This window comes from Nocardia pseudovaccinii, from assembly GCF_050942345.1.
GTDB lineage: Bacteria > Actinomycetota > Actinomycetes > Mycobacteriales > Mycobacteriaceae > Nocardia > Nocardia pseudovaccinii.
In genome coordinates this window covers 1034638-1059223 of record NZ_CP192074.1, presented here as the reverse complement: position 1 = coordinate 1059223, position 24586 = coordinate 1034638, and the positions used below count along the sequence as shown (strand labels likewise).

Genomic DNA, 24586 nt, shown 5'->3' with positions numbered 1-24586 from the left:
ACTTTGGCCGGGTCCGGGCTGTTGGTCATCGGTCGGCTCCCGGTGGACGAATACCTACGCACATACGGATCGCCTCGACCACGGCGACTCCGGAGGGCCGGAACGTGTCACGTGGCGGTTCGATCCACACCCGCAGTCCGGCATGCCCGTCAGCGGGCGATGGCAACGCGATCTGCGCACCGAACCTGGCAACAGTGACGTTGAGCCGGAACAACTCTGAGAACAATGGCACGTCGTCGGGCAGGTCGGGCCGGACGATGAACGTCCATCGTCGCGAGCGGGGATGGGAGATAATCGGACCGACAGCGCACTGCCGAGTCTGCATGTGCGCCTTGACCATCTGACCGAGCGTGCCCGGCATGGTGACCGCGGATACGCTGCCCGCCCGCACTGTGATCCGCCCGATAGCGGGATCGACTCCAGCCGCAAGCCCACAGATCTGCCGATAGAACAAACATCGACTGGTAGGAGTGTCGGCCAGCAGATCCGGTATCGACTCGCCCATCACCGGCCACCATCCACGATGGTCAGGGTCGGCGGCCATTGGTGACCGCACGGATACACCTGCTCTGGGGTGACCAGGTCGCATACAAGAGTGATCGCCCGCTTCAGCTCGCCGACGTGCTCGATGCTGGGTGTGAGCACGGCGACGGATTCAGCGTCGCCGATATGTTGTGACAACAGCAGCTCTGCGGCGCGGGAGCCGAGGTCGAACATGACGACCTCGATGAGGAAGTAATTGTGCTCTGCCGCTATTTGTTTCAGCTCTGCGGCGGTCGACGCGCCCTCCACGGTGGTGTCCCAGCGCACCACGCCGATCGCGTTCGGCTCCAGTCCAGAACCTGCGGTGTCTATGGCAACCCCGATTGGGGGCTCCCACTCATCGAGGGCACCGATGAAGCGCGTCAGGGCCTCGGCCGACGCGTCGCAGTACACGGGACGTTGCGGCCCAATGCATGGTGCGGCCCGATTCGGTAATGCGTGGTTTGGCATTGCGGTCTCCCCAGATAGGTTCCATTTCATCCCAATTGGAGTATGCCGCTATCCAGTTAGTGGCATATGCCACTTACGGAAGTCGGGAAATATTTCGGCGAGATAGCAATGTCGGTCAGAAATTTATCGGGTACTCCTGGCGGAACGCCCACCGTTGCGGCGGATACACCGCCTCATCGAACTGAATCGGACTGTCGTCGGAGGCGTAGGCCACCAGCCAGTGAACCAAGACCGGTGACGCATCCGGCAGATCGAGCGCCGCCAACTCGTCTGCGCTGGCTGTCCGAGCGCACGCCTGATCGCGGGCATAGGCAGCGCGCATACCGAGGACGTCGGCGAGATACGGGAACGTGCCGCCCCGTATCCGCTCGGCGACCAGCAGGCGCGGCGCGGAATCGGCCAGGGCCGCCGGAAACCACGATGTAGATAGCTCCGTAGGGCCGCTCACCTCGTTGTATATGATGCGCCGCCGCCGCACGACAGAGCTGCCCTCGTCGAGTTCGAGCGCAGTCGCTACATAGTCGGGCGCGTCCACTTTGCCGACGAGTGGGAACTCGACACGCTCGGTGTCGGAGTACATCGTGCCCATCGTCGCGGCACGCTCGAAACGTTCACGCGCTCGCGGCGCGGCATTCGATTCGCGGACGAACGTGCCCGACCCGCGGCGTGATTCGACCAGTCCCTGCTGCCGCAGCGCCTGCAAAGCCTTGGTTGCAGTCGGCCTGGATACATTCCATGCGGCGGCCAGTTCCCGTTCGGATGGAACCTCCGCGCCTGGCGGCAGGTCGCCACGAACGATCTGATCCCGCAGGTATCCTGCGATTTGCAGGTATTTCGGAAGTACCTCTTCGATCTCGGGCAACACTTCATCCTTGGTCTGAGTACCATATGCCACTGGCCAGTTTATGAGTCGCGGATTGGTTGGCGAACGACGATGACGACAGTAGCGATCGCTGCGGGTGGGGGCGGCGACGCGGTCACGGCGGCCATGCTCGCCGACAAAATGCCAGCCCTGGGCGTGGCAGCCATCATGAGCTATTCATGGGATCGGTTGATGAGCGACCCGGCACCTGGTCCCAGGACGCAAGCCGACTTCCACGGGTTGATCGACCGCGGCGGAGTGTCCGAGGTGCCACCCACGGCGGCCCTGTGCGCCGACGGGAAATCGACACTTCCGCGCCTCGCGGAGCATGTCGCACAACCGCTACTCCTGATGGACATCGCGGCCGGGGCCAACGGTCTCGCGCATCAGATCCGTTGCGCGGCAGACACCTTCGACGCTAACGAGATCGTGGTGATCGACACGGGCGGCGACATCTTGGCTGCTGGAAATGAGCCGGGGTTGCGGAGTCCGCTCGCCGACTCCGTTGCCTTGGCCGCCGCGCTTACGTCCGGGCTGCCAACTCGAGTGTTCGTAGCTGGTGTCGGACTTGACGGCGAATTGTCCCGAGCAGAACTCGACGGCCGATTGAACGCTCTGGATGCGGAGCATGTAGATGACCTGATAGCCAGGGACGCGGAAGGATTCGCGAGCATCTGGTCGTGGCACCCATCGGAGGCCAATGCTCTGCTGGCCGTGGCCGCGTCCGGATGGCGCGGCTCCGTCGAGACCCAGCGCAATATCGTCGTCGAGGTCACCGACATGGCGACGCGCATCTACCAGATTTCGGCCACTGCCCTTGCGAAATCGTCACTGGCGGTATTGCTCACGCGGACATCCTCTCTCGAAGAGATCGAGCGGTTGCTGCGAGAGCGCCGCGGATACAGTGACATCGACATCGAGCGCGAACGCCTGGCGCACCGTCGCCGACCTCAGATGCCCACACCGGACACGCTCGACTTCATCGACGGTTACTCGGCCGACGCCAGCGCCCGTGGCATTGACGCTCTCACGGTGCGCCGCGTCATCGAAATGACTCACGCGACTGAACCATCTGCAACAGAAGCGTTGCGCGCCAAGCTGGCTCGCTGTCGATCAGACAACTTCAAGCCGCCTCTGTATATGGTGCGGCCAATTTCCCCCTGACCGGCAAATTGGGAAACTGGCCACGATGCGTAGGAGTGGTCGTCCGGATGTTGGTGGACAGCGCATTTCAGAGTCTGCTGCCGGAATGAATCAGCTGCCGCCACCGCAACCACCACCACCGCCCCCACCACAGCTCGAGCCCCCACCACAGCTCGAGCCCCCACCACAGCTCGAGCCCCCACCACAGCTCGAACCGCCGCCACAGTTGGAGCCGCCGCCGCAACCGCCGCCGCCTGCGTCACCACCGCTGCCTGCGGCCCATCCACTTCGACTGCGACGGTTGCGGCGCCCCCGACTGTCGCGGTTCGCGAGATTGATGATCACGAGCGCGCCGAACAACAGCACGATGCCGATCACGATCACGACCATGAATCCGTTCATTGTCCCCACCCCCGAGTGACGTTCAAGGCTTGTGCCCACCCCAAGTGCACCTGTTACGGGATCGCCGGTAAAGCCAATACTTTTGGGGCGTTTGAACGGCAGGCGGTCGATGTGCTCTGGTCAGGATTGCGAACCGTTGATGATCGCGCCGAGCAGGCCGGGGAAACGTTGCTCCAGATCGTAGCTGGCTCCCCTGGACCTCCGCCGCGGTCGGCTTCGTCGCCCTCGCGCTCGGCGTCGCAACCCTGCGCCGACCGGCACGCGCCGAAACGGCGGTGGTCGTTTCGGCGCGAAAACGCCTGTGCCCCAATAGCTGCCGGGTCGATCCGATCGGGAGCTATTTTTTCGGCGCGGATTCGGGGCGGATGGAGTCGAGCAGGTCGGCGCAGCGGGTGAGCAGTTCGCGCAGCGCGGCATGTTCGGCCTCGGTGAACTCGTCGGCCAATGCGCGTTCCACGCGGACAGCATTCACGTCCGCCTCCCGCGCGAGCGCCGCCCCCGCTTCGGTGAGACGGGTCTCCAGGACGTTCTTGTGCCAGGCATGCGGGGTGCGCTCGATGAGGCCGCGGTCCAGGAGATTGGTCAGGATCGTATTCATGGTCGGCGGGGTCACCCCGCACAGCCGGGCCAGCGCGGCGGCATTGATGCCCGGATTTTCGATGAGGAACAGCAGGGCCCCGTACTGGGGAACGGTGAGGCCCGCCGGTTTGAGCGCCGCGCTCTTCGCCGAGTTGAGGGCCTGTTCGGCGCGCTTGATATACGAGCCGAGGCGCTCGGAGGAGTGCATGGACGTCATATCCGCATGGTAACTGCCCGTCCACTGATTAGACTCTTGACGTTGATTAGAGTTCTAATATAAGTTCGTGCACATTCTAAGATGTGAATACATCCGGATGTTCGACTATCAGGAGCCACGAGCATGTTCCGCACCATCTCGACCATCGCCACCGCCATTGCCTGCACCGCCGTCACGGCGTGCGGCACCGCGACGGAGGCCGTGACCCAACCGGCGACCCACATCGGCACCGCCTACGAACTGCCCGGTGATCGCGTTTACCCGGAGGGCATCGCCGTCGATCCCCGCACCGGAGACACCTACGTCGGCTCATACGCCAACGGCGCCGTCTACCGCGCAACACCCGGCGCCGCGCGGGCCGAAATCTTCCTGCCCGAGGGGACCGACGGCCGCAAAACCGCCAATGGTTTGAAAGTCGATACGGCAGGAAGACTGTGGGTAATCGACTCGACCACCGGAGTCGCGGTGTACGACACCAGCAGCCGTGCGCTGGTCGCCCGCTTCGATATCACCGGCACCGAACCGAGCCTGGTCAATGATCTGGCCATTACGCCGGACGGCAGCGCATATCTGACCGACAGCCTGCGACCGGTGGTCTACCGGGTCACCCCGGAGCAGGTCACCGCGGCACACGGCGGAAAGGCCGATCTGACAACACAATTCGACCTGAGCAACATTGTCGGCCCGCACGCGCCGGACGCATTTACCTTGAACGGTATCGTGTCCGATGATTCCGGCCGCTATCTGCTGATCGTCGATATGAACTCCGGTGAGCTGTATCGCGTTGCGACCGCGGCGAATTCGCCGGAAATTCGCAAGGTGACCATGCGCGGCGCCGATCTGAAACACGGTGACGGACTGGAACTGCACGGCAGCACGCTGTGGGCGGCCCAGAATGCGAGCAACACCATTACCCGCTGGAAGATCAGTGATGACGGCGCGACCGTCGAGCTGGAACGCACACTCACCGACGACGCCCTGCGCATTCCCACCACATTGGTACGCAGCAATGGTCGAACGCTGGTCGTCTCTTCTCAATTCGATAAGGGCGGGCCGATGGGGCCCGGCACCCCGACCACACCGTTCGCCGTCCTGACAGTCGACGGAATCTGATCCCGCCGCGCGGCCGGTTCGTTCAACGGGCCGGCCATCGGCCTATTCGCCATATGACAACTTGATCTAAATCACGACGAAACGCCCGAACCCATCGCAGGTATGCCGCCGCGATGACGTAAGCTCGGCCGACTGACCGGGCACGCGGCTGGGGTGGCGACCTTCGGGCGAGTGTCATACGCTTCGCCGCGGAGGAAAACCGCCTCATGGAGGGACAATTGACCACTCCGAGCCATGGCGATGTCGGAACCGGCGGGCCACAAAAGGTTCCACTGTCGCAGCTGATCCACTTGATGGCCGAATATCAGAAGCTCGGCACGCACCGACAGACCTTTCTACCGGCGCCTGCGAGCGATACTTTCGTGCGTGGCTGCGGGATCGTCGCGGGCGGGTTCACGGCCGTGGGAGTCATCTGTGTGACGGTCGGGGCCTATCCCGGTGCGCTCGCGGTCGGTCTCCTCGGCCTGGTGCCCGCATCGCTGGCATTCTTCCGCGGGCGGCGCAATCGGCGGCACCGCACCGCGCGGCTGGATCTTTTCGATGTCGGCATGACCGTGTACCGCTCCGGTGAGCAGGTGGCCGGGTTCCGCTGGGACAGTGCCGAAGTGCGTCAGCAGGTCATCCCGTTCCAGAATTCCGCTCACACCGAGTACTCGCTGCGGATGTCGGGCCCCGACGGCGCCGAGGCCGCATTCGACGACATCCTGTTCGGCGACGCGCGTGAGTGGGGCAGGGCCATCCAGTCGGCCGTCACCTTGGCCCAGCTCCCCCGCGCCGTTGCCGCCATCGATGACGGCGCGACCGTCCATTTCGGCGAAATCGCCCTCGACCTGGCCGCACTCTATTTCCACAGCCGGGCCTACGCCTGGGAACAGATCCAATTGATCGATGCCCGAAGCGGTTTGGTCCGCATGAAGGTCGACGGCAGCTGGGTCTCGCTCACCCCCGTCGGCCAGATCCCCAACTTCTACATCTTCAACGAACTCGCCGAACGCCTACGCCTGGCCGCCGCCGCGGAGTTCGCCGCCGAATCGGCCGCAACCGAACCTGCGGATCTCGAACTGCCGACCGGCACACCGGCCGCCGAACCCGATGCAGCCACCCCGGCCGTCGACTCCGATCCACTCACGCCGGTAGTCGAACCCAACCCACCCACGCCGGTAATCGACTCCGATCCGACAGTCGGCAATGCGCCGGAGACAGCCGCCGAACAACAAATCGAACCCCCCACCCCAGCGGCCAAGGGCACCCCCCAAAAAACCAACCGCCCCACCCAAGACCTGAGCGCCGCCTCGAATTAACCCCCGCCCCTTCCACCGAACCAATAGCCTTGATCGTTCGGCTTCGCCATTCCATTCATCGTCTCGAATAGCCGAAGACCGAAGGCCGGTCCACCAATGGTGGACCGGCCTTCGGGTCTAGATGTGTTGCAGAGAGGCGGGACTCAGAAGTCCATGCCGCCCATGCCACCGGTCGGGTCGCCGGCGGGAGCGGCGGCCTTCTCCGGCTTGTCGGCGACGACGGCCTCGGTGGTGAGGAACAGGGCCGCGATGGAGGCCGCGTTCTGCAGGGCCGAACGGGTGACCTTGACCGGGTCGGCGACACCGGCGGCCAGGAGGTCCTGGTACTCGCCCGAGTCGGCGTTCAGGCCGTGGCCCGCCGGGAGGTTCGAGACCTTCTCGGCGACAACGCCGGGCTCGAGGCCAGCGTTGAAGGCGATCTGCTTCAGCGGAGCCGACAGCGCGACACGCACGATGTTCGCACCGGTCGCCTCGTCACCGGTGACCTTCAGGTCGTCCAGCGCCGGAGCCGACTGCAGCAGGGCCACGCCACCACCGGCGACGATGCCCTCCTCGACGGCGGCCTTGGCGTTGCGCACGGCATCCTCGATGCGGTGCTTGCGCTCCTTGAGCTCGACCTCGGTCGCGGCGCCGGCCTTGATCACCGCAACACCGCCGGCCAGCTTGGCCAGACGCTCCTGCAGCTTCTCCCGGTCGTAGTCCGAGTCCGAGTTCTCGATCTCGGTGCGGATCTGCGCGACGCGGCCCTTGATGGCCTCCGCGTCACCCGCGCCCTCGACGATGGTGGTCTCGTCCTTGGTGATGACGACCTTGCGGGCCTGGCCGAGCAGCTCGATACCGGCGGTCTCCAGGGAGAGGCCGACCTCTTCGCTGATGACCTCGCCACCGGTCAGGATGGCGATATCGGCGAGCTGCGCCTTGCGACGGTCACCGAAGCCCGGCGCCTTGACGGCAACGGACTTGAAGGTGCCGCGGATCTTGTTCACGACCAGGGTCGACAGGGCCTCGCCCTCGACGTCCTCGGCGATGATCAGCAGCGGCTTACCGGCCTGGATGACCTTCTCCAGCAGCGGCAGCAGGTCCTTGACGGTGGAAACCTTGGAACCGACGAGCAGGATGTACGGATCCTCGAGGACCGCTTCCTGACGCTCCGGGTCGGTCACGAAGTAACCCGAGATGTAGCCCTTGTCGAAGCGCATACCCTCGGTGAGCTCCAGCTGGAGCCCGAAGGTGTTGCTCTCCTCGACGGTGATGACGCCTTCCTTGCCGACCTTGTCCATGGCCTCGGCGATCAGCTCACCGATGGACGCGTCGCCGGCCGAGATACCGGCGGTGGCGGCGATCTGCTCCTTGGTCTCGACCTCCTTGGCGGTCGCGAGGAGCTTGGTGGTGACGGCCTCGACGGCCTTCTCGATGCCGCGCTTCAGACCCAGCGGGTTGGCGCCGGCCGCAACGTTGCGCAGGCCCTCACGTACGAGCGCCTGGGCGAGCACGGTGGCGGTGGTGGTGCCGTCGCCCGCGACGTCGTCGGTCTTCTTGGCGACTTCCTTGACCAGCTCGGCGCCGATCTTCTCGTACGGGTCCTCCAGGTCGATCTCCTTGGCGATGGAAACACCATCGTTGGTGATCGTGGGGGCGCCCCACTTCTTCTCCAGGACAACGTTGCGACCCTTGGGGCCCAGCGTCACCTTGACCGCGTCGGCGAGGGCGTTCAGACCCCGCTCGAGGCCGCGACGGGCCTCTTCGTCGTACGCAATTGTCTTGGCCATTGCGTTGAGATCCTCCACATGTATATGGCTGACACACAGGTCGATCGCAGGTTGGATCGCCCCAGTTACGCTGGCCAGGTTCGGTGCCCGCGACGGACGACCGAGGGTGTCGATGTGACCCGGTCTCACCGTCCCGACCTGGCACTCACACGTCGAGAGTGCCAAGCCCTTTTTAGCACTCAGGGGTATCGAGTGCAAGGTCCGCCGCGCTGCTCAGCGCCGACTCAGGCCGAGCTGCGGTCGTCCACCCGGAGTATCAATGCGACGAAAGCATCGGCCCGGCGCTCCTCGGGCGTGCGTGGTTCACCCTCATCGACCGTTACGAGTTCCGCGTCGTTCAGCAGCAACTCCGCCTCCACCCGCATGATCGCCCGAATGAACGGTGGCGCGACATCGGGCGGCAGGTCGCCGTTGATGATGTAGCTGCCGTCGGGCTGCGATTCGGTGGAGACATAGGTCAGCGCACGCTCGAGATCAGCGCGTCGCTCCCCCGCAACTAGGTCGGAATCCATGCCATCCGCCATTGCTATAGCTTACCGGTGCGCCGGATCAGCCCTTTCCCGACAGGCCGACCAGTCCGGGATCCCTGGCGCCGACCCCAGTCGTGCGAGCAGCAAATCGCTGTCCGCCAATGGCTTACGATCCGCCGATCCAGCGCAGCGCGGCGCATGAACGGCGCCGACCTTATGGTGTCCAGGTGAGTGAAAGTCCCGGCTGGAACGCTATCGACGCGGCGTTGGAGCAGCTGTACCACGACACCGCGCCCAGCCATTGGGGAACGGGGGTCCCCTGGTCGCTCGGCGGACCCGATCCGCTGGACGGCATCAGCGCCTATCCGCGCACCGAACCGGTCCCACACTGGCACTACATCAGCTACGGCATGACCGAGCTGTACGAGAAGGAATGGGATAACCCGGACGAATCGGGCTGGGGATTCGAATTCACCTTCCGCCTGCTGCGCACCCCGGCCGACGAGAAACCGCCGGTCTGGCCCGCGAACTTCCTGCAGAATCTGGCCCGCTACGTGTTCCAATCCGGGAACTGGTTCGCACCGGGTCACACCATCAAGTCGAACGGCCCGATCGCCGCGGACCATCCGGATTCGGATATCCACGCCGTCGCCTTCACCGTCGACCCGGAACTCGGCGCCATCGACACACCGCACGGGCGGATGCAGTTCCTGCAGATCGTCGGCCTGACCATGCCGGAGTACCGGGCCGCGCAGGGCGGGCACACGCTGGCGGTGCTCGACGAACTCGCGCCGCGGCTGCCGCTGTTGGTCACCGATATCGAGCGCGGACCGCTCATGGAGGAACCGAAGGCCAAGGCGAAATGGCCGCGCTGGGGCGGGGGCCTGACCGGGCGGGCGTAGATTTCGCCATGGAGGAAGATCAACGATCCCGAAGGGGGACGCCCGTGCCCGCATTGCCGTTCGATTCGCTCTATCGGCACGGGTTCGCGCGGGTGGCGGTCGCGGTGCCGCGGATCCGGGTCGTCGATCCCGCGTTCAATGTCGAGCAGACGCTCGAGCTCGCTCGGCAAGCGGCCGCCGACGGCGCGGTGCTGACGGTCTTTCCCGAACTCGGACTCTCCAGCTATACCGCCGACGATCTGTTCCACCAGGATGCGCTCGACGATGCGGTAGCCGCGGCAATCGAGCAGGTGGTCGCGGCGAGTGCGGAGATCGATACGGTGCTGGTGATCGGTGCGCCGGTGCGGACGCAGGGGCGGCTGTTCAACTGCGGCATCGCGATATGCCGCGGCATCGTCCTCGGAGCGGCGCCCAAGAGTTATCTGCCGAACTATCGCGAGTTCTATGAGAAGCGCCAGTTCGCGGCAGCACGCGAGACCCTGGAAGACCACATCACGATCGCGGGCCAGCGGGTGCCGTTCGGATCCGATCTGCTGTTCACCGCGACCAATCTCGACGGCTTCGTATTCCACCTGGAGATCTGCGAGGACGGCTGGGTTCCGTTGCCGCCCAGCGGATATGCCGCGCTGGCCGGTGCGACGGTGCTGGTCAATCTGTCGGCGAGCAATATCGTCATCGGTAAGGCCGACTATCGGCGCGCGCTGTGCACCTCGCATTCCGCGCGCTATCTGGCCGCCTATCTGTATTCGGCTGCGGGACACGGTGAATCGACCACCGATATGGCTTGGGACGGACAGGCGCTGGTTTGCGAGAACGGCGACCTCCTCGCCGAGGGCGAGCGGTTCTGCGACCATCCCCAGTTGATCACCGCGGATCTCGATCTGCGGCGGCTGGCCGCGGATCGTATTCGCACCACCAGTTTCGCCGACAATGTGCACGATCACCGCGACCGGCTGGTGCGGCTGCGGCGTATCGAGATCGAGTTGCCGGTTCCGACGAGTGCCATCACCTTGGGCCGCGAAATCCAGCGCTTCCCTTACGTTCCCAGCGATCCGGCCGCGCGCAACGAACGGTGCGCAGAGGTGCATCACATCCAGGTCGAGGGCCTGAGCACCCGGTTGCGTGCGACCGGCAGTCAGTGCTTGGTCATCGGCGTATCCGGTGGACTGGACTCCACCCAGGCGCTGATCGTCGCGGCCAAAACCATGGACCGGCTCGGACTGCCACGCGCGAATGTGCTGGCCTACACCATGCCCGGCTTCGCGACCAGCACCCGAACCCGCACCGACGCGCACGCGCTGATGGACGCGCTAGGCGTGACCGCGCAGGAGATCGATATCCGCCCGTCCGCCACCCAGATGCTGCGCGACCTGAATCACCCTGCCGCCGAAGGTATTCCGCAGTACGATATAACCTACGAGAATGTGCAGGCGGGCGAGCGCACCTCACATCTGTTCCGACTTGCCAACCAGCACAACGCGCTCGTGGTCGGCACCGGCGATCTCAGCGAACTCGCCTTGGGCTGGTGCACTTTCGGTGTCGGCGACCATATGGCGCACTACAGCGTGAACGCCTCGGTCCCCAAAACACTGATCAAATATCTGATCGCCTGGGCGGTCGACACCGATCAGTTCGGCCCCGAGGCGGGCCGGGTGCTGTCATCGATCCTGCAGACCGAGATCTCACCGGAGTTGGTGCCCAGCCACGATTCCACCGCACCGAGCCAGAGCTCCGAGGCCACCGTCGGCCCCTACGAACTGCAGGACTTCCACCTCTACTACATGCTGCGCTTCGGTTACCGCCCGAGCCGAGTCGCCTACCTGGCCCGGCACGCCTGGTCCGAGCGCGACCGCGGCAGCTGGCCGGACCTCATTCCGGCCGACCAGCGCAACACCTACGACCTGCCGATCATCAAACACTGGCTCGCCGAATTCCTGCGCCGCTTCATCCAGACCAGCCAGTTCAAACGCTCCACCCTGCCCAATGCCCCGAAAGTCGGTTCGGGCGGCTCACTTTCACCGCGCGGCGACTGGCGTGCGCCGAGCGACGCCTCCGCCGCCGCCTGGTTGGACGAACTCGCCCGCAACGTCCCGGAGAACTGAGCCGCCGTCACGCCGCGATGGGCTCACGGTATTCGAGCGGGATCCGTGAGCCACGCCGCACCGATATCCCGCGCGATCGGATGGCCCTGCGCTGCCGTGTCCTGGCCGCGTGCGCGAGCGTCAGCGAGCGGAACCATAAACACAGCGCGCCTCCGCGCGCGCCGGAGCCGAGCGCCAGCGAGGCGTAGTCGTGCGCGGATCGAATGCCGATGACTATCCAGGCAATTCGACATCGTCCAGCGATGAACGCGGCCCGGGCGTTCATGATTTCTCGGCGGCGATCACCGACAGCAATTCGGACAGATCGGCTTCGGCCTTCGCCTTGTCGACGCCGAGATCGGACAGGATTCCGGAACCGTTCTCCTGTTCGAGCAGGGCGAGCAGGACATGTTCGGTGCCGATGTAGTTGTGTCCCAAGCGAAGTGCCTCGCGGAAGGTCAGCTCGAGCACCTTCTTGGCCTCAGCGCCGAACGGAATGAGCGCAGGCACCTTCGCCGGATCGGCGGGCTGCCCGGCGATGGCGTCGTTTGCCGCATCCCGGACCGCGTCGAGTTGCACCCCTTGCGCGATGACCTCCCTGGCGCCGAGGCCTTCCGGTTGGGACAACAGGGCCAGCACCAGATGCCCGATGGAGATCTCCGGATTACTGGAGGTGCGAGCCGCCTCCTGCGAGGCCACCACCATCTTTCGCGCGCGCGGCGTGAACTTCGCGAAGCCCGCATTGGGGTCCATGGCCGCCGGATCACCGGGCCCCTTCGGCACGAACCGCTTCTGCGCGGCCTGTTTGGTGACGCCCATGCTGGCGCCGATATCGGTCCACGAGGCGCCGGAGCGGCGGGCCTGATCCACGAAGTGGCCGATCAGATGATCGGCCACTTCGCCGAAATGCCCGGCCGTGACCACCGCATCGGAGAGTTGGTCGAGCACATTGTCCGGACGTGCCTTCTTGATGCCCTCGATCAGATCGTCGAGTCGTACGTTGATTGCCATGCGTCAACCATAGGTTGACGATTCTCGATCGTCAACCGCTAGTTGACGATTTTCAGGGACGTGCCGCCCCGGCCGCACCACGCACGATCCGCTCCTTGAACCAGGCCGCCGTCCGCCCGGTCAGCACGGTCCGTCCCGGCGAGTCGTCCGCGTGCAGAAACTGGATGACGCCATCGCGCCGACCGAGGCTGATGCACTGGAAGAAGTACCGGAACCGCAGCTCACGGGGTGCGCGGCCGGCCAGCCGTGCGACGACCGCATCGGCCGCATACTTGCCGGTGGGCAATGCCGTAGCACAGGCCATCCGCAGTTCCCGACCGCCCGGACCCGCGATTACGGCAGCGTCGCCCGCCGCATAGACATCCGGATGCGATACCGATCGCAATGTCTCGTCGGTCAGCACCCGACCATGCCCGTCCACGCTGAGCCCGGCCCGCTCCGCCAGCTCCGGCACCCCGAATCCGGCGGTCCACACCGTCACGGCGGCCTCGACGACGGACCCGTCCGCCAACCGCACGCCTTCCGGAGTCACCTCGATAACCTTTGCGTCCGACCGAATCTCGACCCCGAGCCGCTCCAGCGCCCGCCGCACATGATCGCGCGCCCGCGTCGACAGCCAGGCGGCGGGCTCATCCGAGCCGAGCAGCACCACCCGCGCATCCGGTCGGGACTCGGCCAATTCCGCGGCCAGCTCGATACCCGTGGCACCGCCACCGACGACCACGATCCGCCCCGCCGGAATTCCGCCCCGCAGATACTCCGAATCCTCCGGTGTGGAAACCGAATACGCGTACTCGGCCACCCCTGGCACGCCCGCCGGATCGTTCGTACTGCCCAACGCGTAGATGAGCGAGTCGTATTCGAGATCCGGTGCGCCGTCGAGGATCACCTGCTTGTGATCGGAATCGATCCAGCGCGCCCACGCCCGCACGAAGTGGATTCGCTTGGGTTCGAGCAACTCTCGCAGATCCCATTCCGGAATCGACTGTCCCGCACTGTATTGGTGCAGCCGCACCCGTTCGACGAAGGACGCGCGGGCGTCGACAACGGTGATGTGGGCGTCGCGGGCGGTGCGCGCCAACCTGCGGGCCGCCGCCAACCCCGCGTATCCGGCGCCCAGGACGACGATTCGATGCTGTCCGGTCATGATGTGGCTCCCTTTTCGATCGGCCGACACCCCTTAGACTGGGCAGCCCTCCGATCCCTGACAGCCTCGGATCATGACCCGCGTCACTCCCGCCCGATATAGGACAGCTTCTCCGGATTGACGATCAAGCGCAGCGCGGTCACCGCATCGTCGAGGGTGTCCACGCCGACCACCAGCGCGGGTTCCCCCGCCAACCGCACGACGACCGCGAGCGCGCCGTTGATCTCCTCCAGCGCCATCACCATCCCCGGCACCTCCCACCGGAACAGTCCGGCCACGTACCGCGCGACCGCGGGAGCCCCGACGATCGGGCGCCGCGCCGCGGTGACCTGACCGCCGCCGTCCGCGGTCGAGACGACATCGGCCGCGAGCATCCGCTCCAATGCCTCGATATCCCCGATGCGAGCCGCCTTCAGGAAGCGCTCGATCAACTCGCGGGCCTGATCGGCCGGGACATCGAAGCGCGGACGCCCCTCGCGCACCCGGATACCGGCCCGGCGGAAGATCTGCTGCGAATTGGCCTCGGACACCGCCAGCATGTCCGCGATCTCCCGGTGTGCGTATCCGAACGCTTCGCGCAGCACGAAAACCGCCCGCTCGATCGGGCTCAACCGTTCCAATGCCATCAGCAACGCCAGCGATACCAGCTCGCGCTCCTCCACCGTCTCCAACGGCCCGAGCTCCCCGCGCGCGGTCGGTACCGGCTCGGGCAGCCACGGTCCGACATAGGTCTCGCGGCGGGCCCGGGCCGAAACCAGCCAGGTGCGGCAGAGATTCACGACCGCAGTGGTCAGCCAGGCCTCGGCCGAGCGAATCGTGCCGCGATCGGTGCCATCCCAGCGCAGGTAGGTCTCCTGTACCGCGTCCTCGGCCTCGGTCGCGGAGCCGAGCATCCGATAGGCGAGCGCGAACAGGCGCGGGCGATGCGCCTGGAATTCGCGCAATCCATCCGGTTCCACCGCCACCTTCTTCCGTGCTCGGCCGCCGAAGATGACGGTACCGGTCGGGATCCATCCGGCCTTCGACAGTTCGGTGGCCGACCCGATGGTCCGGCCACCACCGAAAACCCGACCCAGATCGAATCCCCAGAAGCCCAAACCACCAAGTGCCGCAACGCTGCTCATAGCCGCAGCATTCCCGCGCGACCTAGACGATTCCTTAAGGAATGCCAGGCAAGCCCCAACAGCTCAGTGGTGCAGATCGTCCGCCGGATGCTCTTTACCCGGACTGCGCAGCCGCAGGCGGCTCGCCCCGCGGATCGCCGGACGCCGCAGGGCGGGTCGTCGCCGCTGCGCCCGCCGCTGGGCCCGGCGTTCGGACGGCTTGTGCTGCCAGGTTTCCGGACGCGCGGCCACCCAGCGCTGCGAATGCCAGGCGAACGGGATGTGCCCGAGATACAGCGCGACCAGCACCAGCAGCAGCACGATCGGATAGGTGACCAGCAGCGCCGCCGCGAGCGCAGTCAGCACCAGCAGCCCGGCAGCCGCCTGCGGTGCCACCGATACCGACTTCATGGCCAGCGTCGGAATCGTGCTGACCGCCAGCGCCGCCGCGAACAAGGTCCAGGCCGCGACCTCGTAGTAGCCGACCCACCAGCCGTCACCGAACTGCACGTACAGCCCGATCGGCACCAGCGCGATCAGCGCCGCCGCCGGTGCGGGGACGCCGACGAAATACTCGCGCGCCCACTGCGGTCGAGTGTCGTCGTCTAGCAGGGTGTTGAACCTGGCCAGGCGCAGCACAAGGCTCACCGCGAAGACCAGCGCGATGATCCAGCCCGCGCTGTTGCTGTCCAGCAGCGCGATGTAGATCACCAGACCGGGCGCGACACCGAAGGAGATGGCATCGGAGAGCGAATCGAGTTCGGCGCCCATCTTGGTGGTGGCATCGAGCATCCGGGCCAGCCGACCGTCGAGGGTGTCCAGTACGGCCGCGGCGCCGACCATCGCCAAGGAGATGTCGAGCCTGTCGTCCAGGGCGAACTTCACCGCGGACAGTCCGGCGCACAGCGCCATGATTGTCACGATGCTCGGCAACAGCCGGATGGTCCGGCGCCTTCGCTGCGGTGTGGGCAGGGTCTGCTCCATCATGAGTCGGTGGAAAGTACGGCCAGCACGGTCTCGCCCCCGATCGTGCGCTGTCCGGGTTCGACGAGTAATTCGGTACCCGCCGGGAAGTACGTGTCGACCCGGGACCCGAAACGGATCAGGCCATAGGTATCGCCGATGGTCAGTTTGTCACCGGCCTGCGCGTCGCAGACGATGCGCCGCGCCAGCAGACCCGCGATCTGCACGACCACGAGCTGCGCGCCACCGGCGGTGTCGATGACCATGCTGTTGCGCTCGTTCACCGCACTGGCCTCGGGCAGATCCGCCGAACGGAACTGGCCGGACTGGTGCAGCACGGTGCGCACGGTGCCGGAGATGGGGGTGCGCTGCACATGCACGTCGAGCACCGAAAGGAAGATGCTCACGCGCGGCAGCGGCGCATCGCCGAGGCCCAGTTCGGCGGGCGGCGTCGCGGTATCGACCAGGGCGATCTCACCGTCGGCCGGGGCGACGACCACGCCCGCCCGGTTCGGCGGCACCCGGTTCGGATGCCGGAAGAAGGTCGCGCAGGCCGCGGCGGCCAGCAGACCCGTGCGGCGCACCCACTTGCGCTTACCCCCGATGACCGCCACCGCGAGCGGCGCTGCGACAAACGGCAGCCCGGCGGGATGCAGCGGGGGAATCGCGGCCCGGACCAGATCGACGACATGGCCGACTCCGGTCGTTTCGGGCGTGCCGGGCGGGGTGGGACGGCGTGCCACAGGCTCCTCTTTCGTGCTCGATGCAGACGGTTTGCGCCCTTCAACGATAGGTCCGGCGCAAGCGTTCACACCTTACGGGAATGAAGCCTGTGGCACCCGCGGTCAGCTCATGGCTTTACGGCCGGTGAACAGCCGCACCAGGAACAGCAGAATCACCGCGCCGCCGAGGCAGGTGAAGAAGCTGAACCAGAGTCCGCCGCCTTCGACATCGACGCCGAGCAATTTGAGGAGAAATCCGCCTAGCAGGCCGCCGACCACGCCGACCACGATGTTGAGGAGGATGCCTTGTTGCGCATCCGTCTTCATAATCTTGCTGGCGATCCAGCCGGCGAGACCGCCGATGATGATCCACCCGATAATCCCGAGTCCGAGCATGGTGTCCTCGAATCACTAGTTGGGGCAGCGCGCCGCACCACAGGGCGTGCTTCGGAGGTATACCCGCCAAATGTGAGAATACGCACGCCCAACACGCGCGACACGGGCTAATATGAGGGGGCCTCATGTCTACGGTGACGTAGGCGGCCGGCCGATGAGGGACTCATTTCGATGCTTTCGGGGTACAACCCGGCGGCGCCGCCGCAGGTACATAGGAGACGCATTATGGCTGCTCAAATCACCCAGACCACAGGGGCTGAGCACACGGCGATCCTCGGGCTCGGCGTTTACCGCCCCGCTCGAATCGTCACCAACGAAGAAGTCGCCGGACCCATCGACTCGAGTGACGAGTGGATCCGCACCCGTTCCGGAATCAAGACGCGGCGCTTCGCCTCGAAGGAGGAGACGATTCAGAGCATGAGCGTCGCGGCCTCTCGCGGCGCGCTCGAATCCGCGGGAATCGAGGTCGAGCAGGTCGACTGCGTCATCGTCGCCACCTCCACCCATCTCTTGCTGACTCCGGCGGCCGCGCCGCAGATCGCGACCGAACTGGGCATGAACGGCACGGCGGCGTTCGATATCTCGGCCGGATGCGCGGGCTTCTGTCACGCACTCGCGCTGGCCTCGGATCTGGTGCGCGCCGGTACCGCCAGCCATGTGCTGGTGATCGGCGTGGAGAAGCTGACCAACACCGTCAATCCGAAGGACCGCGCGACCGCCTTCCTGTTCGCCGACGGCGCGGGCGCGGTGGTGGTCGGCCCGTCGGAGGAACAGGGCATCGGCCCGACAGTCTGGGGCTCGGACGGCACCCAGCACCACGCGATCCGCCAGGACAAGGACTGGATGGAGTTCTTCGCCGAAATCGAGGAGAAGGGCCTGGACGCGGTGCGGCCCTACCTCGCCATGGAGGGTACGGCGGTATTCCGCTGGGCCGCACATTCATTGGAGAAGGTCTGCCGCGACGCCATCGATCGCGCGGGCCTATCCACCGACGACCTGGACGCGATGATCCCGCACCAGGCCAACGGCCGGATCATCGAGATCATGGCCCGGGTGCTGAAGCTGCCCGAGCACTGCGCGCTTGCCAACGATATCGAGGAGACCGGAAATACCTCGGCCGCCTCGATTCCGCTGGCCATGGAGGCGCTGCTGCGCAATGGTGAGTCGAAGCCGGGCGATACCGCGCTGCTGATCGCCTTCGGCGCTGGTCTCTCCTACGCCGCGCAGGTCGTGACGCTGCCCAACTGGCAGTAACTCAGCCCAGACCAACGGTGACCTTCAGCTTGAAGGTCACCGTCTGGGTGACCGGCTCCAGCAGTTGCCACGACAGCGAATTCGACCGCAGATAGCGTCCCCGAATCGGAATCACGCCCGGTGCACATCATCGGACGCAGGCCTGACTCGTGTCCAGCTGTGTGTGTTCCCGTTCGACGCCGGACGCGATGGGATCTACGCGGCGGCCTCGACCGCGGACTTGATCTTGCCGAGCGTTTCGTTCATCCCTTGCTCGAGTAGTTCCTCGAACGGCGCCTCGCCGCCGAGCGCGGCATCGATGGCCCTGCGGGAGAACCAGCTGGTGCCGTTGGGCACATCGCGGCGTTCGATCAGCCGGGTGCCGGTGGCGGTCGGCTCCAGCGTGTAGCTCCAGATACTGCGGTTCTCGTTGATCCGAAATGCGAAGGCCTGGTTGGGCTCATAGCGCACGATGCGCGCGGTGGTCGGCCAGTACTTCTTGCCGTCGGTATTGAGGTTGATCGTCCAGGTGCCCGCCTTAGGCGTGCCGATCGCGAGCATTCGGACACACTGCGGGCTGAACTCCGGCATCCGCTTGAGATCGGCGACGACGGCCCAGACCTGTTCCGGCGGTGCCGCGATCTCGATCGTGGCTTCGATATTTTTCGGCAACACTGCCTCCGGAGAACTGTGCGACGGACGTCCGTCCAGCACGGCTTGACGATTTGGCAACAGCCTAGTCGGCGGCTGTTGGAAGACAAATGTGTCACTATTTCGCGACTTGTTTACCCGGCCGTGTAATGGCGCGCGCACAATGGCGGATAGACGAAGCATCAGACACTGCCACAAGCTTTTCCGTCAAGCGTGAGGTGATCGGCCGTGAAACTGCGCTCGCTCTTACATCATCGGCACGGGGATCAGCTCCCGCTGCTTCCCACCATCACACCCGAGACACCCGCTACCCGAGACATCTTCGCGCCGCGTATCGCACGCCCGGCAGTTCCCGACGAACAACTGGAGCGCCTGCTCACGCCCACCGAACTCGACTTGGTGCGCGAGCATCGCGTTTGACGAGCGTTCCATACTCGATAGGTGACTGCACCCGCTGCTACGAAACCGGCCATCCTCAGCGTCGACGACGATCCGGGAGTCTCCCGGGCGGTCGTTCGCGACCTGCGCCGCCGCTACGGGGCCGAGTACCGGATTCTGCGTGCGGAGTCCGGCGCGGACGCGCTCGACGCACTGCGTGAGATGAAACTGCGCGGCCAGCCGGTCGCGGTCCTGATCGCCGATTATCGGATGCCGGGCATGGACGGCATCGAATTCCTGGAGCAGGCCATGGACCTGCACCCGTATGCCCGTCGCGTGCTGCTGACCGCCTACGCCGATACCAGCGCCGCGATCGACGCGATCAATGTCGTCGACCTCGACCACTATCTGCTCAAGCCGTGGGATCCGCCGGAGGAGAAGCTCTATCCGGTGCTGGACGGACTGCTCGAGGCCTGGCGCAGCAACGACCATAAACCCGTCACCGAGACAAAGGTGGTCGGCAACCGCTGGTCTCCGCGGTCGTCGGAGGTGCGCGAATTCCTGGCCCGCAACCAGCTGCCCTACCGCTGGTACCTGGCCGAGGAACCGGAAGGCGCTCGGCTGCTGGAGGCGGCGGGCGCAGATCCGAATATCTGTCCGGTGGTGATCACCCCGGGTGGGCAGGCACTGGTGCAACCGAGCGACGGCGAGCTCGCCGAAAGTGTCGGGCTGAACACCAATCCGACCGGCGACTTCTACGACCTGATCGTGGTCGGCGGCGGACCGGCCGGACTCGGCGCGGCGGTGTACGGCGCCTCCGAGGGGCTGCGCACGGTACTCGTCGAGCGCACCGCGACCGGCGGCCAGGCGGGCCAGAGTTCGCGCATCGAGAACTATTTGGGCTTCCCGGACGGGTTGTCCGGCGCGCAGCTGGCCGATCGGGCGCGGCGGCAGGCCGCGAAGTTCGGCGCCGAGGTGATCACCACGCGCGAGGTGGTCGGGCTCGAGGTGAACGGGTCCGCGCGCACCGTGCGATTCGCCGACGGCGGGCGGCTGTGCGCGCACACGGTGATCATCGCGACGGGTGTGGACTACCGGCGTCATCCCGCACCGGGCGTGGACGATTTCACCGGGCGCGGTGTCTATTACGGCTCGGCCATGACCGAGGCCTCCGAATGCGCCGACCACGATGTCTACATCGTCGGCGGGGCGAATTCAGCGGGGCAGGCGGCGGTATTCCTGTCCCGCAACGCGCGCACGGTGCATCTGGTGGTCCGCGCGGATTCGCTGGAGAAGTCCATGTCGCACTATCTGATCCAGCAGATCGCGCAGATACCGAATATCCGCGTGCACACCGATACCGAAGTGATCGCCGCCGACGGCGACGATCACCTGCAGCAGATCGTGGTGCGCAACAACCGGACCGGCGCGGAAGAAAAAGCCGAGGCCGAGCGGTTGTTCCTGTTCATCGGTGCCGCACCACAGACCGACTGGCTCGACGGCGTGGTCAAGCGGGACGAGGCGGGCTATGTGCTGGCCGGTCCCGATCTGCTCGTCGACGGAACCAGACCCGCGGGCTGGGAGCTACCCAGACCGCCACATCACCTGGAGACCAGCGTCCCCGGCGTTTTCGTCGCGGGTGACGTGCACGCCGATTCGGCGAAGCGGGTCGCCTCGGCGGTCGGCGAGGGTGCGATGGCGGTCATGCTCGTGCATCGGTACCTGGCGTGATAGGAGGCTGGACCATGAATTCGAAGGAGACAGCGGATCGCAGCAGTCATCTGGTCTGCGATCCCGCGGAGCTGCGCAGCCTCTTTCTCTTCGAGAAGCTCACCGACGAACAGCTGAATCTGCTGTGCGCCGATGGCCGCATCGAGATCGTCGAACCGGGACTGGTCTTCCGCGAGGGCGATCCGGCCACCTGCTTCTACGTGATGATCGAGGGGGAGGTGCAGCTCACCAAGCTGTCCGGCGGCGCCGAGATCGAGACATCGCGCACCGACTATCGCGGCGCGTACGCGGGGGCGTGGACGGCCTATCTCGGTGACAAGGTCGACCAGGTGTACACCGGTTCGATGTATGTGACCCGCCGGTCGCGGTTCTTCGTACTGGATGCGGGCACCTTCGCGCGGATGATGCACGACTGGTTCCCGATGGCCGTGCACCTGCTCGAGGGCGCATTCTTCGGTAACCGCAACTCCGCCGAGCGGATCGCCCAGCGCGAACGCCTGCTCGCATTGGGCTCGCTCTCGGCGGGACTGACCCATGAGCTGAACAATCCGGCGGCCGCGGCCGTGCGCGCCACCTCCGGGCTGCGCGACCGGGTCGCGGGCATGCGGCACAAGTTGGCCATGATGGCGCAGGGCAAGTTCGACACCGCGTCGCTGGAAGCGCTGGTGCGCCTGCAGGAGGAGGCCGCGGCCCAGGTCGCGAAGGCCCCGGAGCTGACGACGCTGGAGGCCTCCGAGCGCGAGGACATCCTCAGCGAGTGGCTGGATGACCACGGCATCGACGATGGCTGGAACCTGGCCCCGAATTTCGTACAGGCGGGCTTCGATGTGGACTGGCTGGAACGGGTTTCGGCCACCCTGGAGGACTGCCCCGACCAGGTGTTCCAGGGCGCGATCCGGTGGCTGAACTACACCATCGAGACCGAACTGCTGATGAACGAGATCGCCGATTCGACCACGCGCATCTCCACTCTGATCGGCGCGGCCAAACAGTATTCGCAGATGGACCGGGCGCCGTTCCAGGTGGTCGACATCCACGAACTGCTCGACAGCACGCTGGTGATGCTGAGTCGCAAGATCGGCGACGGCGTCAAGGTGGTCAAGGAATACGACCGTGCACTGCCGGAAGTGCCCTGCTACGCGGCGGAATTGAATCAGGTGTGGACGAACCTGATCGATAACGCGGTATACGCGATGAACGGCGCGGGCACGCTCACCATCCGTACCAGGCACGAAAACGACTGCGCCGTGATCGAGATCGGCGATACCGGCCCCGGCGTACCGGCCGACGTGCGCAGCCGTATCTTCGAACCGTTCTTCACCACCAAGCCGGTGGGCGAGGGAACCGGTCTCGGCCTGGACATTTCGTTCCGCATCGTGGTGAACAAGCACCACGGCGATATCCAGCTCGATTCCGAGCCGGGCAATACCCGATTCACGGTCTGGCTCCCGCTGAACCGTCCCGAGGAAATGCCGGACTCCGGCGACCGTTCCGAAGCCGATGCAGGAGGTCAGTGATGACGCAGGAGTTGGAGGGTATCGATCCCGCGGTCGCGCCCAGCGGTCCGGGCTGTATGGAATGCGAGGCGGCTCAGGGCTGGTGGGTGCACCTGCGGCGCTGTGCGCAGTGCGGCCATATCGGCTGCTGCGACACCTCGCCGGAGCAGCACGCCTCCAAACACGCCAAGGACACCGGACATCCGTTCATCCAGAGCTATGAGCCGGGTGAGGATTGGTTCTTCGACTTCCGCTCCGACGAGATGTACAGCGGCGGACCGGAACTGGCACCGCCGACACATCATCCGGTGGACCAGCCTGCCCCGGGACCGCGTGGCCGGGTGCCCGCCGATTGGCAGAGTCGCATCCACTGATCACGCTCCCACCCGGTACCCTGCTCCGGACGCGCCGGAGACTCCGGCGCCGCGAGTCACCGGGGAACGCACGTGATCAAGCGAGTTACCGCCATCGTCCTAGCCACCGGGGCGGTGGCCGTCGCGCTGGCCGGATGTGGCAGTTCGGACGATTCCAGCTCCGACGCGAACGGTCTGCGCAAGGGCGCGACGGGCACCAGTACGCCCGCTGGCACCACGTCCGCGACCGGCGCGGCGCCGACCACGGCCGCCGCAGCACCGACCACCACCAAGACCACGGCGAGCTACCCCTCGCTCGGCCCCGCGTCGAGCACCACCTGCGGTGAGTTCAAGAAGTTGGACAGCACCGAGGAGAAGGAGCTGATCGAGAAGGTGCTCGCGGAGAATCCGGGCAGTGAGTTCGAGGGCAGCCCGAACGTCGCACTCGGCACCGCCAAACTCGTCTGCCTGGCCCCCACCTACGCCGATACCCCGGTCGCGGTGGCCGCCGGAATCGTCGCAAAGGACAAGTAGGGCCGCGCTGCTCGGTCGCAGCACCGGCGGCACATACACAGAACGCGCGTACACAGCGGGCAGGCGCTGTGTACGCGCGTTCTATTTATGGCGCGACGATCAGGGCTGACCGGTGGCGAACGCGATCACGGCGTCGAGGAACTCCTGGCCGCCCATGACGTATCCGCCGATCAGCGCACCGGCCGGGATGCTGATGATCCACAGGAAGGGGATGAAAGCCCCGATGACGGCACCGATGACGATGCCTGGCAGGTTCTTGTTGACCTGCTCCATGAGCCGGTCGTAGGAGCTGATGTCCTTCAGCCCCGCGATGTCCTTCAGCTTCGCGGAGTCCGCCGGGGTCATCGTCGAAGCCAGCGCGACGGTGCGGCCGTCCGCGCTGATCTGCTGGCTCACCGCGATCGGGAGGCCCGCGACCTCGGAGCGCAGCGGCACCTGGTCCACCGTCGCGCCGTCGTCGGACTTCAGCAGAACTGCGGCGCCGTCCGAGGCGAGCTCGAACCGGCCGCTGTCAACCGCCCAGGTGATGGTCTTATCAGTCGGGGAAACCGTTGTGTGGTAGTTGATTCCGTGTGCAACACCAGAAGTCACGTCCCCCCTCGTCACTGCCGCCGGCTGATCGGTCGCCACGGCGGGCTGCCCATTGGCGGTAGCCGCGGTAATCCCCACCGCGGTGACGGCCATGAAGACAGCAGTAGTGATCTTTCCGAACTTCATTCTTGAATTCCCTCCACTTTGTTGTCCCGCCCAGACAAGGGGCGGGACCAGAACGTTAGCGCGCGGAATTCGTTGTCGCACACCGGGGTTCGTCAATCATGAAATCGTGACAATTGCCGAAATTTAGCTATCCGCAGCTCGGCGGTTCGATTTGCGATGCACTCAGGCAACGTGAGTGATGTTTCACATTTGCTCGAGCCGAGCTTCAGCTCCGCGGCGTGTTTAGCCGCGACTAATGCGATCAACTCGGACAGACGTACCAGTCTCCGGGGCGAAATCACTGGCCAGAGCGCACTGCCGCGACTGCACGTCCGATCGG

The 24586-nt window shown here is 65.6% G+C and carries 25 protein-coding genes; 11 read left to right on the top strand and 14 right to left on the bottom strand.

The window, feature by feature from the left end:
• Positions 1–25: 25 nt before the first annotated feature.
• The 3 genes from ACQPZ2_RS04855 to ACQPZ2_RS04845 all read right to left on the bottom strand — a co-directional run bounded on the left by ACQPZ2_RS04855 (position 26) and on the right by ACQPZ2_RS04845 (position 1888).
• Complete coding sequence (locus tag ACQPZ2_RS04855) at positions 26–505, bottom strand: DNA-directed RNA polymerase subunit beta (RefSeq protein WP_433524485.1); 480 nt, start codon at positions 503–505, stop codon at positions 26–28.
• Positions 505–993, bottom strand: coding sequence for a hypothetical protein (locus ACQPZ2_RS04850; protein WP_433524484.1), 489 nt, complete (start codon positions 991–993; stop codon positions 505–507). Before ACQPZ2_RS04850 ends, ACQPZ2_RS04855 begins: the two co-directional genes overlap by 1 nt.
• A 115-nt stretch (positions 994–1108) precedes the next feature.
• Entirely contained in the window at positions 1109–1888 is a 780-nt protein-coding gene (locus tag ACQPZ2_RS04845; protein WP_433524483.1) for a GntR family transcriptional regulator, read from the bottom strand.
• 39 nt (positions 1889–1927) lie between these two features.
• On the opposite strand from ACQPZ2_RS04845, the gene ACQPZ2_RS04840 reads away from it, so the two are divergent.
• The gene (locus tag ACQPZ2_RS04840) at positions 1928–3019 is read left to right on the top strand and encodes a DUF1152 domain-containing protein (protein ID WP_433527325.1); all 1092 of its coding nucleotides are present in this window, start codon (positions 1928–1930) and stop codon (positions 3017–3019) included.
• A 718-nt stretch (positions 3020–3737) separates the two neighbouring features.
• Here ACQPZ2_RS04840 and ACQPZ2_RS04835 read toward each other — a convergent pair.
• Positions 3738–4196, bottom strand: a complete 459-nt coding sequence (locus ACQPZ2_RS04835; RefSeq protein WP_433524482.1) for a MarR family winged helix-turn-helix transcriptional regulator — start codon at positions 4194–4196, stop codon at positions 3738–3740.
• Between the two features lie 123 nt (positions 4197–4319).
• Here ACQPZ2_RS04835 and ACQPZ2_RS04830 point away from each other — a divergent pair, with 123 nt between their 5' ends.
• On the top strand, positions 4320–5309 hold the full coding sequence (locus ACQPZ2_RS04830) for an SMP-30/gluconolactonase/LRE family protein (protein WP_433524481.1): 990 nt from the start codon (positions 4320–4322) through the stop codon (positions 5307–5309).
• A 218-nt stretch (positions 5310–5527) separates the two neighbouring features.
• Positions 5528–6610: a DUF6585 family protein gene (locus ACQPZ2_RS04825; RefSeq protein WP_433524480.1), complete on the top strand. Its 1083-nt coding sequence runs from the start codon at positions 5528–5530 to the stop codon at positions 6608–6610.
• Positions 6611–6753: 143 nt separating this feature from the next.
• On the opposite strand, the gene groL is transcribed toward ACQPZ2_RS04825, so the two are convergent.
• Together groL and ACQPZ2_RS04815 are read right to left on the bottom strand one after the other, a co-directional pair.
• The gene (gene groL, locus ACQPZ2_RS04820; RefSeq protein ID WP_433524479.1) at positions 6754–8379 is read right to left on the bottom strand and encodes a chaperonin GroEL; all 1626 of its coding nucleotides are present in this window, start codon (positions 8377–8379) and stop codon (positions 6754–6756) included.
• 224 nt (positions 8380–8603) lie between these two features.
• Positions 8604–8891: a hypothetical protein gene (locus ACQPZ2_RS04815; protein ID WP_245721169.1), complete on the bottom strand. Its 288-nt coding sequence runs from the start codon at positions 8889–8891 to the stop codon at positions 8604–8606.
• Positions 8892–9076: 185 nt separating this feature from the next.
• Between ACQPZ2_RS04815 and ACQPZ2_RS04810 the strand changes: the two genes are divergently transcribed.
• Positions 9077–9751 carry a suppressor of fused domain protein gene (locus ACQPZ2_RS04810; RefSeq protein ID WP_433524478.1) on the top strand — a complete coding sequence of 225 codons (675 nt, stop codon included), beginning with the start codon at positions 9077–9079 and terminating at the stop codon, positions 9749–9751.
• Positions 9752–9795: 44 nt separating this feature from the next.
• Positions 9796–11853, top strand: a complete 2058-nt coding sequence (locus ACQPZ2_RS04805) for an NAD(+) synthase (protein WP_433524477.1) — start codon at positions 9796–9798, stop codon at positions 11851–11853.
• 261 nt (positions 11854–12114) lie between these two features.
• Here the strand turns inward: ACQPZ2_RS04805 and ACQPZ2_RS04800 are convergent, their stop codons facing one another.
• From ACQPZ2_RS04800 to ACQPZ2_RS04775, 6 genes are all read right to left on the bottom strand, one after another.
• Positions 12115–12843, bottom strand: a complete 729-nt coding sequence (locus ACQPZ2_RS04800) for a Clp protease N-terminal domain-containing protein (protein WP_433524476.1) — start codon at positions 12841–12843, stop codon at positions 12115–12117.
• 52 nt (positions 12844–12895) lie between these two features.
• Positions 12896–13990: an NAD(P)/FAD-dependent oxidoreductase gene (locus tag ACQPZ2_RS04795; protein WP_433524475.1), complete on the bottom strand. Its 1095-nt coding sequence runs from the start codon at positions 13988–13990 to the stop codon at positions 12896–12898.
• A gap of 83 nt (positions 13991–14073) precedes the next feature.
• Complete coding sequence (locus ACQPZ2_RS04790) at positions 14074–15114, bottom strand: RNA polymerase sigma-70 factor (protein WP_433524474.1); 1041 nt, start codon at positions 15112–15114, stop codon at positions 14074–14076.
• A gap of 63 nt (positions 15115–15177) precedes the next feature.
• A complete protein-coding gene (locus ACQPZ2_RS04785) occupies positions 15178–16080 on the bottom strand; it encodes a CDP-alcohol phosphatidyltransferase family protein (RefSeq protein WP_433524473.1) in 903 nt (300 codons plus the stop codon).
• Positions 16077–16799 carry a phosphatidylserine decarboxylase gene (locus tag ACQPZ2_RS04780; RefSeq protein WP_387294635.1) on the bottom strand — a complete coding sequence of 241 codons (723 nt, stop codon included), beginning with the start codon at positions 16797–16799 and terminating at the stop codon, positions 16077–16079. Before ACQPZ2_RS04780 ends, ACQPZ2_RS04785 begins: the two co-directional genes overlap by 4 nt.
• 102 nt (positions 16800–16901) lie before the next feature.
• On the bottom strand, positions 16902–17174 hold the full coding sequence (locus ACQPZ2_RS04775) for a GlsB/YeaQ/YmgE family stress response membrane protein (RefSeq protein ID WP_063044923.1): 273 nt from the start codon (positions 17172–17174) through the stop codon (positions 16902–16904).
• A 225-nt stretch (positions 17175–17399) separates the two neighbouring features.
• Between ACQPZ2_RS04775 and ACQPZ2_RS04770 the strand changes: the two genes are divergently transcribed.
• Positions 17400–18428 carry a beta-ketoacyl-ACP synthase III gene (locus ACQPZ2_RS04770; RefSeq protein WP_433524472.1) on the top strand — a complete coding sequence of 343 codons (1029 nt, stop codon included), beginning with the start codon at positions 17400–17402 and terminating at the stop codon, positions 18426–18428.
• A 195-nt stretch (positions 18429–18623) separates the two neighbouring features.
• Here ACQPZ2_RS04770 and ACQPZ2_RS04765 read toward each other — a convergent pair whose 3' ends face one another.
• Positions 18624–19079 (bottom strand): SRPBCC family protein, encoded by a 456-nt coding sequence (locus tag ACQPZ2_RS04765; protein ID WP_433524471.1) that lies wholly within the window; start codon positions 19077–19079, stop codon positions 18624–18626.
• 207 nt (positions 19080–19286) lie between these two features.
• Between ACQPZ2_RS04765 and ACQPZ2_RS04760 the strand changes: the two genes are divergently transcribed.
• The 5 genes from ACQPZ2_RS04760 (at position 19287) to ACQPZ2_RS04740 (ending at position 23550) form a co-directional block, all read left to right on the top strand.
• Positions 19287–19478, top strand: coding sequence for a hypothetical protein (locus tag ACQPZ2_RS04760; RefSeq protein WP_433524470.1), 192 nt, complete (start codon positions 19287–19289; stop codon positions 19476–19478).
• A 21-nt stretch (positions 19479–19499) separates the two neighbouring features.
• Entirely contained in the window at positions 19500–21167 is a 1668-nt protein-coding gene (locus tag ACQPZ2_RS04755) for an FAD-dependent oxidoreductase (protein WP_433524469.1), read from the top strand.
• A 14-nt stretch (positions 21168–21181) separates the two neighbouring features.
• The gene (locus ACQPZ2_RS04750; RefSeq protein ID WP_433524468.1) at positions 21182–22684 is read left to right on the top strand and encodes an ATP-binding protein; all 1503 of its coding nucleotides are present in this window, start codon (positions 21182–21184) and stop codon (positions 22682–22684) included.
• A complete protein-coding gene (locus tag ACQPZ2_RS04745) occupies positions 22684–23037 on the top strand; it encodes a UBP-type zinc finger domain-containing protein (RefSeq protein WP_357476544.1) in 354 nt (117 codons plus the stop codon). The genes ACQPZ2_RS04750 and ACQPZ2_RS04745 overlap by 1 nt, the downstream gene beginning before the upstream one ends.
• Before the next feature lie 72 nt (positions 23038–23109).
• Positions 23110–23550, top strand: a complete 441-nt coding sequence (locus ACQPZ2_RS04740; protein ID WP_433524467.1) for a hypothetical protein — start codon at positions 23110–23112, stop codon at positions 23548–23550.
• Positions 23551–23649: 99 nt separating this feature from the next.
• Here the strand turns inward: ACQPZ2_RS04740 and ACQPZ2_RS04735 are convergent, their stop codons facing one another.
• Positions 23650–24267 carry a hypothetical protein gene (locus ACQPZ2_RS04735; RefSeq protein WP_063044918.1) on the bottom strand — a complete coding sequence of 206 codons (618 nt, stop codon included), beginning with the start codon at positions 24265–24267 and terminating at the stop codon, positions 23650–23652.
• Positions 24268–24586 lie beyond the last annotated feature (319 nt).

Excerpts from the sequence above, each read along its gene's own strand:
- ACQPZ2_RS04775 (WP_063044923.1), bottom strand. The coding sequence starts at position 17,174 with ATGCTCGGACTCGGGATTATCGGGTGGATCATCATCGGCGGTCTCGCC.
- ACQPZ2_RS04795 (WP_433524475.1), bottom strand. The coding sequence starts at position 13,990 with ATGACCGGACAGCATCGAATCGTCGTCCTGGGCGCCGGATACGCGGGG.
- ACQPZ2_RS04855 (WP_433524485.1), bottom strand. The coding sequence starts at position 505 with ATGGGCGAGTCGATACCGGATCTGCTGGCCGACACTCCTACCAGTCGA.
- ACQPZ2_RS04770 (WP_433524472.1), top strand. The coding sequence starts at position 17,400 with ATGGCTGCTCAAATCACCCAGACCACAGGGGCTGAGCACACGGCGATC.
- groL (WP_433524479.1), bottom strand. The coding sequence starts at position 8,379 with ATGGCCAAGACAATTGCGTACGACGAAGAGGCCCGTCGCGGCCTCGAG.
- ACQPZ2_RS04745 (WP_357476544.1), top strand. The coding sequence starts at position 22,684 with ATGACGCAGGAGTTGGAGGGTATCGATCCCGCGGTCGCGCCCAGCGGT.
- ACQPZ2_RS04750 (WP_433524468.1), top strand. The coding sequence starts at position 21,182 with ATGAATTCGAAGGAGACAGCGGATCGCAGCAGTCATCTGGTCTGCGAT.
- ACQPZ2_RS04850 (WP_433524484.1), bottom strand. The coding sequence starts at position 993 with ATGCCAAACCACGCATTACCGAATCGGGCCGCACCATGCATTGGGCCG.
- ACQPZ2_RS04815 (WP_245721169.1), bottom strand. The coding sequence starts at position 8,891 with ATGGATTCCGACCTAGTTGCGGGGGAGCGACGCGCTGATCTCGAGCGT.
- ACQPZ2_RS04830 (WP_433524481.1), top strand. The coding sequence starts at position 4,320 with ATGTTCCGCACCATCTCGACCATCGCCACCGCCATTGCCTGCACCGCC.
- ACQPZ2_RS04840 (WP_433527325.1), top strand. The coding sequence starts at position 1,928 with ATGACGACAGTAGCGATCGCTGCGGGTGGGGGCGGCGACGCGGTCACG.
- ACQPZ2_RS04785 (WP_433524473.1), bottom strand. The coding sequence starts at position 16,080 with ATGATGGAGCAGACCCTGCCCACACCGCAGCGAAGGCGCCGGACCATC.
- ACQPZ2_RS04835 (WP_433524482.1), bottom strand. The coding sequence starts at position 4,196 with ATGACGTCCATGCACTCCTCCGAGCGCCTCGGCTCGTATATCAAGCGC.
- ACQPZ2_RS04790 (WP_433524474.1), bottom strand. The coding sequence starts at position 15,114 with ATGAGCAGCGTTGCGGCACTTGGTGGTTTGGGCTTCTGGGGATTCGAT.
- ACQPZ2_RS04800 (WP_433524476.1), bottom strand. The coding sequence starts at position 12,843 with ATGGCAATCAACGTACGACTCGACGATCTGATCGAGGGCATCAAGAAG.
- ACQPZ2_RS04735 (WP_063044918.1), bottom strand. The coding sequence starts at position 24,267 with ATGAAGTTCGGAAAGATCACTACTGCTGTCTTCATGGCCGTCACCGCG.